The sequence below is a fragment of the Pseudoalteromonas sp. MMG010 genome (assembly GCF_018100905.1).
In the GTDB taxonomy this organism is placed as follows: Bacteria; Pseudomonadota; Gammaproteobacteria; order Enterobacterales; family Alteromonadaceae; genus Pseudoalteromonas.
Genome location: NZ_JAGJEG010000012.1, coordinates 46,055 through 59,625, shown reverse-complemented (window position 1 = coordinate 59,625; position 13,571 = coordinate 46,055). Strand labels below are relative to the sequence as shown.

The following is a 13,571-nucleotide window of genomic DNA, read 5'->3' as shown; positions in this document are numbered from 1 at the left end:
GGTATACATTTTATGTGTACCGTTTTTATTTACTTATAAATTAGCTATAGTTAAACAGCCTAATAAAATAGTATGCTGTTTCTAATGCCCGATAAAATAAAAATTAATTATTCAAAAGTGTATAACTTTAAACGCACCTTTTGGCTTTCCTTTGTTATCATCTCAATGATCAGTATTATTCTTGATCATATTAATTTTACTCGTGCAGAAGAAGCGCATCGTCTACAAATACAATCCGAAGTAAGTATTTATAAAACACGCCTTGAATCAATATTACTTGCTAACATGCAATTAGTCAGAGGCCTTGCTGCGGCAGTGGCCGCTGAGCCTGATTTAGATCAAGATCGCTTTGCACAAATTTCAGCATCATTATTTAAAACCTCACCCGAAATCCGTCACTTGGCCGGTGCACCGAATATGGTTATATCCATGATCTACCCGCTAAAAGGTAATGAATCTGTACTTGGTTTAAATTTTTTAGAAACCGAGCATTTAAAAAGTGACGTAATTAAAGCCCGCGATAATAACGCTATTATTATGGCCGGCCCTGTAAACCTATTACAAGAAGGCAGTTCAGCTTTAATTGCTCGTATCCCGGTATTTTTACCTACCGACAACTCATTTTGGGGGATTCTATCTCTCGTTTTAAGTCCTCAAAAAGTCTATCAATCAGCAGGGATAGATACATTAGAAAAAAACTATCATGTCGCCATTCAAGGGCGAAATGGGACCGGTGAAAATGGCGATTTTTTTTATGGCAGCCAAGGTATTTTAGATAGAAACCCACTTAAATTTACTAGCGCTTTTCCCGGTGGTACTTGGAAATTATATGTTGCCCCGAAGGCAGGTTGGAGCCCTAAGCAATCTACAATCTGGCCTTTTAGAATCGCTCTCATTACTATTTTTGGTATCTTAATTTGGTCATTCCAGTTTTTTTTACGCATGCTAAACCGCCAACAAAAAAACGAAAAAATGTTAGAAACAATGAGTAACTTAGCAAAAGTAGGTGCTTGGTCTTTTAACTTTAAAACAAAAAAAGCGTATTGGTCTGATGCCATAAAAGAAATTTTCAAATACCCATTAGATACACAGCCTGATTGGCCTGTAGATTTAAGCTACTTTAAACCTGGGTTTAGTAGAAACAAAGTAAAAACCCTAATAGAGCGCGCAATTAAAGACGATGAAAACTTTGTCGCAGAGTTAGAAATAATGAATGCGCAAGGTCAACCTGTTTGGGTATTAGTACATGGTGAAACTGAGCGCATAAATGGTCGCTGTGTTAAATTATTTGGCTCTTTGCAAAACATTAATACACGAAAGAAAATAGAACTCGAAAATAAAAAAATTGCATTACATAACGAGGTATTAGCATCACTAACCGTTAATGTACAAGTTTTAAACGGCCAGTTGAGCCAATCAAAAGAGGTTATTACACAAGCAATTTGTCAGGCTTTACACGCGCAACGCTCAAGCCTGTGGTTTTATAACGACGATAAATCTCATCTTGAATGTTTTGCATCACACAGCAACAATAGCACCCCCTTAAATAACAACGTTATTTGGCAACAAGCGTTTCTTCCAGAACTTTTTTCACGCCTAGCAAACAGTGCGATATTTAACGCTAAAAATGCGCAAGAAAATAGCGCGTTAGCACCTTTAAGAGCTTTATACCTTAAGCCTTTGGGAATAAATGATATGTTGTGCGTATCAATCCCCGCTCCTTCTGGCTCAATAGGTATGGTATGTGTTGAGCAGTGTGGTAATACAGACAACTGGTCAGGTAATGAAGAAAGCTTTTTAATTGCCGTTGCCGCACTCATTAGTAGCTTATACTCTAGCCAACAACGTATTGAAACAGAGCAGCAATTAGTAAAAGCTAAAGAAACTGCTGAGCAAGCCGTAAAAGCGAAAGGTGAATTTTTAGCGAGTATGAGCCATGAAATTCGCACTCCGATGAATGGGGTGCTAGGTATGCTAAATATAGTTCAGCAATCTGAGCTAGATCAACAACAAAACCATCACCTTGAGTTAGCGCAATCTTCTGCTCAATCTTTACTGAACATTATTAATGATATTTTAGATTTTTCTAAAATTGAAGCCGGTAAACTCGATATTGAAGAAATACAATTTAATTTATCAAAACTGTTAGGTGAAGTTGTTGAATCATTTGCCTTAAAAGCTGAACAAAATAAAACCACGCTAATTTTAGATGCCACTCGCATTCGCGTGACTGACATTATTAGTGACCCCAATCGACTAAGACAAATTCTTAATAACCTTGTAGGAAACGCAGTAAAATTCACCTTAGAAGGCGAAATTATTATTACTGCCCAAATAAGTACAAATAGTGACGGTGAGTTTTTACATTGCTCCGTCATTGATTCGGGTTTAGGTATCGCGCCCGATAAACAAAAAACACTGTTCGATTCGTTTACCCAAGCAGATACTTCAACAACACGTCAATTTGGTGGTACTGGCTTAGGGTTAGCAATCGTCAAGCAACTATGTCAACTAATGCAGGGTGAAGTCAGTGTAACCAGTGCTGAGGGCGTTGGCAGTACGTTCTCTTTTTCAGTAAAAATACAGCCAAGAATAAGCCCTCAAGAAGGTTTTCCGAGTCATTTAATTAAAGGAAAACATATTTTAGTCGTAGATAACAATACGTTAAACGCCAATATTGTTTATAAACAACTCACAATATGGGGAGCTAACGTGCAATGCATTACCGATTACAATGAAGTAATAGAATATATAAATAACACTCAACACTTCCCAGATGCCGTATTAATTGACTATTACTTTTTCGAGACAGCCAACCCAAAATACGTTAATGCATTACAAAATATGCTGTATAAAAGGCTAAGTAAAATTATTTTAATGGCTCCAATGAGCTACGCTAAATCGGATGCACAGCCAGCACTGAAGATAGATTGCATTGTATTTAAACCATTAACGCCATCCGATTTATTTGATTCATTGGTAAACGAAAAGTTTATTGAAAAAAAACATAAAGAGTACCACACCGCTCCTATTGTAAAACCCGCGCTAATAACGCCAAAAAGCACGGTGTCTGAGCAAGGCGAAATACAACCGCCTTCAGAGGCACACCTATTATTAGTTGAAGATAACAAGGTAAATCAAGTTGTCGCCGCGGCATTATTAAAGCAACTTAAAGTCACCTTTGATATTGCAGAAAATGGCAAACACGCATTAGAAAAATTACAGCAAAAGGAAGGAAAACCTTACGATCTAATCTTAATGGATTGTCAAATGCCTGTCATGGATGGGTATCAAACAACCAATGCGATTAGAAATGGTGAAGCCAATAAAGAGAATAAAGGCATTACTATCATTGCCTTAACTGCAAATGCAATGCAAGGCGACCGTGAAAAATGCCTTGCTGCAGGAATGGATGATTATCTGACAAAGCCATTAGATATTGCAGCATTAGAACCTAAACTTAAGCAATGGCTAGATAAACAATAAACGTGTAAGCTTAATTAAATTTTTATTTAACCGTCGGGCACACTATGCAGTTATCAGCAATAGGGCAACGTATTATCGGTTGCTTATTAGAAAAACAAAGTACTACGGTTGAGCATTACCCGTTATCTTTAAACTCATTAACCAATGCCTGTAATCAAAAGTCGAACCGCGATCCAGTTATGAATTTAACCGAAAGCGATGTGCAAAATGCATTGGATTCGTTAGTAACTCAACGAGTAGTAACAACAGATGAAGGCCTTGGCGGGCGCGTTACTAAATACGATCACCGTTTTTGTAACTCTGAATTTAGCCATTTGCAATTTACACAACAACAACGTGCGATTATATGTTTACTCTTACTCAGAGGTGCTCAAACACCTGGAGAAATAAGAACGCGCAGCAGCCGATTAGCTGATTTTAATAATGTGAATGACGTTGAAAATGCGCTAGAGAGTTTAATTAACGACGGTTATGTTGCAAAATTAGCTCGAGAGCCTGGGAAACGAGAAAGTCGTTATACACATTTATTCTGCGATCAAGACGACATACATCCAGCTGAAAGTGATATAACCGCACAATTACATAATGATGAGTTAAATGAATTACAAGCACAGGTTGATCAGCTAAAAGAACAACTTTTGCAAATTAAAAGCCATTTAGGACTTTAATTCATACACACTACATCAGATAATAATAAATAATAGACTAAAAAGGAGCTGGCCATGCGCGCCGAAATAATGGCTGAAATGAAAGTACAGCCATCAATCAATATTAATTCAGAAGTCACTCGTCGAGTAAACTTTATTAAAGCCCGTTTAATTGATGCACAAGCCTGCTCATTAGTACTAGGTATTAGCGGTGGCGTTGATTCATCAACATGCGGTCGTTTATGTCAAATTGCAGTAGATGAATTAAATAGCGAATATAATACTGATAAATATAAATTTATTGCTGTACGCCTACCCTATGGCGTTCAAGCTGATGAAGATGAAGCGCAACTTGCAGTCGACTTTATACAGCCAACATTACGCATGACTGTTAATATTAAGCCCGCAGCCGATGCTTTACACGAGCAGTCAATTGCAACCCTTAGCGACAATAATATTGCGCTACCAGATCAAGCTAAAGTCGATTTTATAAAAGGCAATGTAAAAGCTCGCCAGCGTATGATTGCACAATACGAAATAGCCGGTTTTTGTCATGGTTTAGTTGTTGGTACAGACCACAGTGCAGAAAATATAACGGGTTTTTATACTAAATTTGGTGATGGCGCCTGTGATTTAGCTCCATTATTTGGTTTATCTAAACGACAAGTTCGTGCAATAGCCAGCGCATTAGAAGCACCAAAAGCACTTGTAGAAAAAGCCCCTACCGCCGATTTAGAAAGCGATCGTCCAGGCCTTACTGATGAAGAAGCCTTAGGCCTTACTTATGACCAAATTGACGACTTTTTAGAAGGCAAGCCCGTTGATGAGCAAGCTGAGCAAAAGTTAATTTCGATTTACTTACGTACTCAACATAAACGCCAAGCAATTCCCACTGTTTATGATCAAGTTTAGGTCAAATATAGCGCATAACTTTATGCGCTATATTTACAACAATGTTTTAGCTGTTTAAACCGCCTTTATTAACCAATCTATACATTGAGAACAATATGGCCATGACTTCGCCAATATTAATTACAGGAGCAGCGCAACGCATTGGTCTTGCCGTTGCTGAGCATTTAATTGCCCAAGGACACTCGGTTATCGCCACATACCGTACGCGCCATCAAGCAGTCGAACGCCTCGAAAAATTAGGTGCGACTTGCTTATATGCTGACTTTAATAACAACGACAGTATTATCGAATTTACACAGCAACTAGCAACGCATGCCAGCAGCTTGCGGGCTATTATACATAATGCGTCGAGCTGGGATTGTGAAGCCAATAACCCTGACTTCCCTGCTCTATTTGAAAATATGATGCATATTCATGCAAAAGTGCCTTATTTAATTAATCTTCAATGTGCTGATCTATTGCTGACTTACGAACGTTTACATACAACGCCCAGCGATATAATTCACCTCACTGATTATATTGTCGATACAGGTAGCCCTAAACATATCGCATACGCAGCCAGCAAAGCAGCATTAGATAATTTAACAAAATCATTTAGTGCTAAATTTGCACCAAGTATTAAAGTAAATTCAATCGCGCCGTCACTCATCATATTTAATAAAGATGATGATAAACAGTACCGCGAAAAGACCTTAAAAAAATCATTAATGGGCATTGAACCAGGATGCCAAGAAATTATAGACAGCATCGATTTATTGTTAAAAAGTAATTATATAACTGGTCGTTCGATTGCTGTTGATGGCGGACGCCATTTAAAATAACACCTAATACTGAGAATCCTATGCACAATGAACTAAAGCAAAGTTATAAAAACATTATCACCGCTGTAGGCGAAGATGCCGATAGAGAAGGCCTACAAGACACACCTAAACGTGCGGCTAAAGCAATGGAATATCTTACTCAAGGTTATCGTCAAACACTGGATGAGATTACTAACAATGCCATTTTTAGTTCAGATGCAGACGACATGGTACTGGTACAAGACATTGAGTTATATTCAATGTGCGAGCATCATTTACTGCCTTTTATAGGGCGTTGTCATATTGCCTATATCCCAAACGGAAAAGTACTTGGCTTATCTAAATTTGCCCGTATTGTTGATATGTATGCGCGCCGCTTTCAGATTCAAGAACAACTTACGCATCAAATAGCCAAAGCGGTAGAAGAAATTACTGGCGCGAAGGGCGTTGGGGTTATTGTTGAGGCAAAACATATGTGCATGATGATGCGCGGTGTAGAGAAGCAAAACTCCAGTATGCGTACCTCAGTTATGCTAGGTAATTTTAGAAGCGATTCAAAAACGCGTAACGAGTTTTTACAGTTGATTAAGGGTTAACGCAATGGCCAATGCAATAATTAATGTAACCAATTTAAGGTTACGAACATTCATTGGCTTTAACCCCGATGAACGCGAAAAAAAACAAGATGTGATTATTAATTTAGAGATTCACTACCCTGGGGATCAAGCATGTGCAAGCGACGAAGTAGAGCAAGCTTTAAATTACAAAGTGATCACAAAAGAAGTCATTCGTTTAGTTGAGCAAGGTCACTTTTTATTACTCGAAAAACTGGTTGCTGAAATTCTTGCTATTTGCCACTCGCATCCTAGCGTACATTATGCAAAAGCACGGGTTGATAAACCTCATGCTTTGCGCTTTGCCGACTCAGTTTCACTGACATTAGATTGGCTTAAAAGTTAAATAACCCGATCTAACCCAACAGCAAAGGCCAATACCGCCACATAGCGCGCGCCTTTGCTAAACGTGACTAACGCTAAAAATATTACAAACCTTACCCTAAATATACCGCCGACCACCGTGAGTGGATCGCCAATAATAGGCACCCACGCTAACAACAAACTATACACACCATATTTATCAAAGTTTTGTTTTGCCTTGGTTAATGCTTGTTCAGATACCGGAAACCATTTTTTATCTTGAAACCGCACAACTTGCGTACCCAGCCAATAATTTATACAACTCCCTAAAACGTTGCCCAGCGTAGCCACACACCAAAGCCAAAATAAATTAACTTGCCCTTGGGTTATCATGGTTGTCATTAACACTTCTGATGAGCTGGGTAATAAAGTAGCCGACACAAGTGCGGTTAAAAAAAGCGTAAGGTATAGCATAAGCCCTTGTTAAAAAAATAAAATACAAAGCCAAAATACCATACCATATAAAAATCTAAGCTGAATATAGTTAGTGCATAAAGTGCTTGTTTTACTTGCACTTTACTTTGTCATATCACAAACAATTCACAGTAAAAATAGTTGTGATAAAAATGTGATAACTTTGTGAGAGTTTCTTGAGGTTGCTATTCGATACTTACACTCGAACCATCAATTACAGGAAATAAAAAATGAAAGCTTCAACATTAACAATGGCAACTTTACTTGCAGTAGCAAGCCAATCAACTCTTGCAGCAGAGCTAGAAGTTGAGTTTACTAACCTAACAAAAGGTTTGTACTTTACCCCAGTTTTAATCACTGCACATGACAGTGAAGATAAATTATTTGAAGTAGCAACAGAAGCATCAACAGCACTTCAAGCAATGGCTGAAGGCGGTGATATTTCAGCGCTTGTTACACAAGCAACCGCGTCAAATAGTGATGTAGTTGAAAACCCAGCTGCAGGCTTACTAGCACCAGCAACATCTGCCTCTGCAGAATTAATGACCACCGATGGCAATGAATACTTGTCACTAACGGCAATGCTATTACCAACAAACGATGGCTTTGTAGGTCTTGATAGTTGGAAAATACCAACAGAAGCCGGTACATACACAGTATATTTAAATGGTTATGACGCAGGTACAGAAGCAAATAATGAGCTTGTTGTTGAAGGTTCAGGCGCGCCAGGCGTACTGGGCATTCCAGCGGCACCAGGTGGTGATGCAGGTACAGGCGGTAGCGGTGTTATTATAGCCGATACAAATACAATGGTTCATATTCACCCAGGTAGTTTAGGTGATGACGAGCTAGAAGCAGGTAACAGTGATTTAGACAATACAGTACATAGATGGTTAAACCCAGTTGCTAAATTAACCGTTACAGTTAAGTAGGAGTGCTCCCATGTCATCTACTAATCATTTTAAGAAAAGCGCGCTGGTACTAATGCTGGCAGCCACACTTGCTGCTTGTAGCGACAACGATAATAACGACAGTGTTCCTGAAGTCGTGGACGTTGTTGAACCAGCACCAGTAATGAGCGAGTTTACAATTACATTTAGTAATTTAACGGCTGGCCAACCTTTATCACCGTTATCGGTTATTGCTTTTGAAACCGAAGCGCCATGGATGTTTGGTACTAGCGCCTCTGTTGGTTTAGAAATGCTAGCAGAAAGTGGTGCAAACGAAGAATACCTTGCTTTTAGCTCGGCATTAGCAAGTGCATCAGCTGAAGGTGCAATTACACCAGGCGAAACAACAAGCGTTGTTATTACAACAGAAGCACTTGAAACACTTAATTTGTCATTTGCAGCCATGCTTGGGAATACAAATGATGCTTTTACCGGTCTTAGTTCTGTAGATGTATCTTCATTAGCGGTAGGTGAGTCAATTTCGAACACCACATTTGCTTATGATGCAGGTACTGAAGCAAATACAGAAACAGCTGAAACTGTGCCGGGCCCTGCCGCAGGCGGTGAAGGGTTTAACGAATTACGTGACGATATTAACGATGTGATCACGATGCATCCAGGCATTGTGTCAAACCAAGATGGTTTAGTAACCTCTGCACTAGGTGCAGATCAAAAGTTTGATAATCCAGTGTCTAAAATAGTTGTTACGCGTACACAGTAAAATACCAGCTTGTAATGGGGAAGTGGAGAGACACGGATGTCCCCTTTTTTTTACGAGGTAATACATGCGTCACGAAAAAATTCTGGTAGTCGAAGACGACAGAGAAATAGGTCAACTAATAACAACACAATTATCAGCACTTAATTTACATGTTGACCATGTTGTGAGTGCCGAACTTGCACTAAAAAGAATCGCCAAACAGCCTTATGGCTTAATTTTACTCGATATAAATCTACCACAAATGGATGGACTGAGTTTATGTCGTAAAATAAAAGAACATTACCCGGCTATTTCGGTCATTTTACTCACCGCATTAAGCAGTGACATGGACCGTGTCATTGGTTTAGAAATGGGAGCAGATGATTATATTTGTAAGCCTTTTTTTGCCAGAGAATTACAAGCAAGAGTAAAAACACAATTAAGGCATCGTGCACTATTACTTAGCGCCCAAAATCCCGAAAGCGTCACCACAGACAACGAGCAAACTCTTGATATTGGCTTATTACATATCGCGTTTAGTTCCCATCAAGTTTACTTAGATAAACAAGCACTTAATTTAACCGCCACCGAATTCGACTTGTTAGTTTATTTTGCACGCCATCCAAACCATGTGTTTAGCCGCCAACAGTTACTCGATAAAGTTTGGGGATACCAACACAGTGGTTATGAACACACTGTAAACTCACATATAAATCGCTTACGCGCCAAGTTAGAGCTTCATCACCAAGGCCCTTGTATTGAAACAGTCTGGGGCGTGGGCTACAAGCTAAATCCAAGTCAATTAACAAGCTAAGGCTTTAATAATGAAGTTTTCTTTGTATCAAAAACTATCACTTTCTATTGTTATTATATTTTGCTTTATATGCGTTATTGTTTATAACTGGAGCAAGCAATTAGAGCTCACCTCAAAACATCATGCCGAGCAAAACTTACATTTATCATTAGCTGAACATTTAGTACAAGATAACCCTTTAATAAAAGAAGGGGTATATGATTACAATGCGCTAGAAAACCTATTTCATACCTTAATGATTTTAGGCCCAGCGTTTGAATTTTATTTTGTGGATACTCACGGACAAATCCTTACATACTCAGCAGAGCCTGGGAAAGTAAAGCGCAGTCATATTAATTTAGAGCCTGTAAAAAAATTAATTAATGGAGCGAGCAGCGCTCCCGTGTATGGTGATAACCCTCGAAACACCAACGAGACAAAAATATTTTCTGCAGCCCCGGTGTTTAATCACAATCAGCTACAAGGGTATTTGTACGTTATTATTGGTGGCGAAGCATACGATACCTCTTTAAATAATATAAAAAGTAACGACCAACTTTGGCTTACTGCTTTATGGCTCGGTTCAGCGTTATTATTTTTAATGATAGCCATGCTGATTTTATTGCGCTTTTTTACCAACCCATTACAACGTTTAGCCAATAAAGTAAGCGAAATAGAAGCCAAAGATTACACCTTAACCGACACCCAGTTAAGTCAGTTTTCACATCAAAAAAACAACGAAGTACATACCTTAGAACGCAGTATTCAAGCCATGCTTACGCGTATTAATGAGCAATTTAAAGCGTTAGAGCAAAGTGACAAACAACGCAAAGAGCTACTTACTCATTTATCTCATGATTTACGCACCCCACTTGCATCATTGCAAGGATTTTTAGAAGTGATGAGCCAATCGCTCAACCAACTAAGCCCTACAGAGCAGCAAGAGTATTTACACGTATCATTAAATAACTGCGAGCAATTAAAACAACTTATTGAACAAATTTTTGAATTAGCTCATTTAGAAAACGGCGATATTAATATTCATAAAGAAACCTTTAACTTAGGCGAATTAATTTATGACTGTATTGCCAAATTTAGTATTACCGCAGAAAACAAAGGAATTAATTTATCGGTAGAGCCAGCAATTTGTGATTTTCCTGTATTTGCTGATATAGCAAAACTCGAACGCGTACTGAGTAACTTAATCGATAATGCAATTCGCCACACTCCCAAAGGCGGTAGTATCGCTGTGCAAGTGCATAAAAACGACGAACAACAACTATTTGTTAATGTTGCCGATACCGGTATCGGTATCAAAGAAGACGAGTTACACGCTATTTTTAACCCACACTATCAAGCTTCTAACTCAAACAATGAAGGACGCCAGCAAGGTGGATTAGGGCTTGCCATTTGTAAAGGTTTACTGCAATTAATGGATAGTGAAATCCAAGTGAAAAGTACACTCGGCAAAGGCACTTTATTTACCTTTAACTTGCCACAAAAAAAGGTGCTTTCGTAAAGCACCTTTGCCATGTTTAACTATTTAGTCGTTATTTTTTAATACCGGCTAAATCAAGCATAAAGGCATAATTAAGTGCGGTATCTTCTAATCGCTTAAAGCGACCCGATGCCCCTCCATGCCCTGCTTCCATATCTATTTTAAACAATAACTTATTGTTATCGGTTTTATAATCACGCAGCTTAGCAACCCATTTAGCAGGCTCAAAATACTGTACTTGCGAGTCATGTAAACCGGTTGTCACTAACATATTTGGGTATGCTTGCTTCGACACTTGATCATAAGGTGAGTACGACAGCATATAATCATAATAGCCTTTCTCATTTGGGTTACCCCACTCACCATACTCGTTTGTAGTCAGCGGAATACTCGCATCAAGCATCGTCGTCACGACATCAACAAATGGCACAGCAGCAACCATTCCTTTGTATAATTCGGGCGCTTGGTTTGCAACCGCCCCCATTAATAACCCTCCCGCGCTGCCGCCTAAAGCGAATATTTCGTCTTTTGCACCATAGCCTTGCTCAACCAGCGATTTAGTCACATCAACAAAGTCATTAAAGGTATTCTTTTTATTAAATAATTTACCGTCTTCATACCATGGACGACCTAGCATTTGTGAACCACGTATATGTGCAATAGCAAATACAAAGCCTCGGTCTAATAAGCTCAGTCGAGCACTCGAAAAAGTAGGATCGATGGTTGCCCCATATGAGCCATAACCATATTGCAATAACGCATTAGTGCCGTCTTTTTTAAACGAATCTTTACGGTATACCAAGCTAACAGGTACTTTAACACCATCACGAGCACTGATAAAAATACGCTCAGAGGCATAGTTATCCGCGTTAAAGTCACCTAAAACAACCTGCTGTTTAAGCTGCTCTTTTTTACCGGTTTTTAGCTCAATATCGTAAGAGGTCGACGGTGTCGTCATGCTGCTATAATAAACGCGTAGCGTATCAGCATTTATGTCGTTATTACCGTAACTTGCAATCGTATATGCACTATCGTTAAAGCCTAATACTTGCTCTTCGCCGGTTGTTAAATGGCGTACAACTAGGCGTGACTGCCCCATTTCACGCTCTTGATAAACTAAATAATCGTTAAATAAATCAATATCTTCAAGCTTCACATCATCACGTGGAGCAATAACACTCTGCCAATTAGCTTTATCGTGCGCTTTATCTGCCTCCACTTTCATCAGCTGAAAGTTAACCGCATTTAAGTTAGTGACAATATAATAAGTATTACCCAGTTTAGAGATGCTGTATTCAAGATCGGCTTCACGTTCAATAAAACGCTTAGGCATCGCTTTAGCATCATCTGCACTTAATACCGACATGCCCGAAGCCGCAGTGCTGCTATGCCAAATATAAATCTCAGAGCCATCTTTGCTTTTACTCAAGCCCATGTAATAGCTGCTATCCGTTTCCTCGTAAATAAGCTCATCATCACTTTGAGGCGTGCCTAACGTATGGCGATAAACTTGATAGCCCAGCAGGGTTTGTAAATCTTTTTTAATGTAATAAAAAGTTTTATTATCGTTTGCCCAAACAACCCCGCCATTTGTCCCCTCAAGGGTTTCTTCTAGTAACTTACCTGACGTTAAATCTTTTACTTTTATCGTGTAAATACGACGGCTTACAGTATCTTCACCATAGGCCATTAAATTGCCATTAGTGCTTACTGATAAACGACTCACAGCGTAATAATCATGGCTTTTAGCAAGTTCATTTACATCTAAAATCACAGTTAGATCACTGCCTTTAAAATCACTACTTCTTACATATACCGGGTATTCGTTATCACCACGTGTTTGCGATGAATAAAAATAGTCACCTCTTTTAATAGGTACCGAATCATCGTCTTTTTGAATACGCCCTTTTAATTCTTCAAACAACTCACTTTGGAACGTTTCGGTATGCGCAAGCATGGCATCGGTATAGGTATTTTCGGCCTCAAGGTAGTTAATAACATCAGCAGCTTTGCGCTCGTCGTCTCGCATCCAGTAATAGTTATCCACTCGGGTATCGCCATGGATAGTCATTTCATGAGGTACTTTTTTTGCTATTGGCGCAACTGCGTCTACTATTTTTTGTGCTTGCATCGTCGTTTTTTCAGTATCTGTTTGAGTGTTTATTTGGGTGTTTTTAGTCTCTGTAGGGGCTTCGCTACAACCCGCTAACACCGCAATAGTTAAAGCAGTAAGAGTAAAAGAGGCGTGCTTCATCAGGTCAAATCCTTATTATATTATTATCGTGTGATTTTAAATTTAATATACCTAAAAGAATGTGCTTTCGTAATGATATTTGTGAAGCTATGTAAAAATTAATTTTTATCGTTTTCATCACACGTCAATCTCAGATAATC

At 38.8% G+C, this 13,571-nt stretch carries 12 protein-coding genes; 10 read left to right on the top strand and 2 right to left on the bottom strand.

Going from position 1 to position 13,571, the window contains the following annotated elements; genetic code table 11:
• Nucleotides 1–84 precede the first annotated feature (84 nt).
• The 6 genes from J8L70_RS12610 to folX all read left to right on the top strand — a co-directional run bounded on the left by J8L70_RS12610 (nt 85) and on the right by folX (nt 6,805).
• Entirely contained in the window at nt 85–3,486 is a 3,402-nt protein-coding gene (locus tag J8L70_RS12610) for a response regulator (protein WP_211055949.1), read from the top strand.
• A gap of 44 nt (nt 3,487–3,530) precedes the next feature.
• Nucleotides 3,531–4,154: a DUF480 domain-containing protein gene (locus tag J8L70_RS12605; RefSeq protein WP_211055948.1), complete on the top strand. Its 624-nt coding sequence runs from the start codon at nt 3,531–3,533 to the stop codon at nt 4,152–4,154.
• Nucleotides 4,155–4,208: 54 nt separating this feature from the next.
• The gene (gene nadE, locus J8L70_RS12600) at nt 4,209–5,045 is read left to right on the top strand and encodes an ammonia-dependent NAD(+) synthetase (protein ID WP_211055947.1); all 837 of its coding nucleotides are present in this window, start codon (nt 4,209–4,211) and stop codon (nt 5,043–5,045) included.
• A 101-nt stretch (nt 5,046–5,146) separates the two neighbouring features.
• The gene (gene folM, locus J8L70_RS12595; RefSeq protein ID WP_211055987.1) at nt 5,147–5,866 is read left to right on the top strand and encodes a dihydromonapterin reductase; all 720 of its coding nucleotides are present in this window, start codon (nt 5,147–5,149) and stop codon (nt 5,864–5,866) included.
• Between the two features lie 20 nt (nt 5,867–5,886).
• Nucleotides 5,887–6,441 (top strand): GTP cyclohydrolase I FolE, encoded by a 555-nt coding sequence (gene folE, locus J8L70_RS12590; RefSeq protein ID WP_211055946.1) that lies wholly within the window; start codon nt 5,887–5,889, stop codon nt 6,439–6,441.
• A 4-nt stretch (nt 6,442–6,445) separates the two neighbouring features.
• The gene (gene folX, locus J8L70_RS12585; protein WP_211055945.1) at nt 6,446–6,805 is read left to right on the top strand and encodes a dihydroneopterin triphosphate 2'-epimerase; all 360 of its coding nucleotides are present in this window, start codon (nt 6,446–6,448) and stop codon (nt 6,803–6,805) included.
• Here folX and J8L70_RS12580 read toward each other — a convergent pair.
• The gene (locus tag J8L70_RS12580; RefSeq protein ID WP_211055944.1) at nt 6,802–7,236 is read right to left on the bottom strand and encodes a YqaA family protein; all 435 of its coding nucleotides are present in this window, start codon (nt 7,234–7,236) and stop codon (nt 6,802–6,804) included. The two genes, folX and J8L70_RS12580, sit on opposite strands and share 4 nt — an antisense overlap.
• Before the next feature lie 230 nt (nt 7,237–7,466).
• Here J8L70_RS12580 and J8L70_RS12575 point away from each other — a divergent pair, with 230 nt between their 5' ends.
• From J8L70_RS12575 to J8L70_RS12560, 4 genes are all read left to right on the top strand, one after another.
• Nucleotides 7,467–8,168 (top strand): spondin domain-containing protein, encoded by a 702-nt coding sequence (locus J8L70_RS12575; protein WP_211055943.1) that lies wholly within the window; start codon nt 7,467–7,469, stop codon nt 8,166–8,168.
• Between the two features lie 10 nt (nt 8,169–8,178).
• Nucleotides 8,179–8,907, top strand: coding sequence for a spondin domain-containing protein (locus J8L70_RS12570; protein WP_211055942.1), 729 nt, complete (start codon nt 8,179–8,181; stop codon nt 8,905–8,907).
• Between the two features lie 64 nt (nt 8,908–8,971).
• The gene (locus tag J8L70_RS12565; protein WP_211055941.1) at nt 8,972–9,700 is read left to right on the top strand and encodes a response regulator transcription factor; all 729 of its coding nucleotides are present in this window, start codon (nt 8,972–8,974) and stop codon (nt 9,698–9,700) included.
• 10 nt (nt 9,701–9,710) lie between these two features.
• Nucleotides 9,711–11,198 (top strand): HAMP domain-containing sensor histidine kinase, encoded by a 1,488-nt coding sequence (locus tag J8L70_RS12560; protein ID WP_211055940.1) that lies wholly within the window; start codon nt 9,711–9,713, stop codon nt 11,196–11,198.
• A 31-nt stretch (nt 11,199–11,229) separates the two neighbouring features.
• On the opposite strand, the gene J8L70_RS12555 is transcribed toward J8L70_RS12560, so the two are convergent.
• Nucleotides 11,230–13,431: a S9 family peptidase gene (locus J8L70_RS12555; protein WP_211055939.1), complete on the bottom strand. Its 2,202-nt coding sequence runs from the start codon at nt 13,429–13,431 to the stop codon at nt 11,230–11,232.
• Nucleotides 13,432–13,571: the final 140 nt, after the last annotated feature.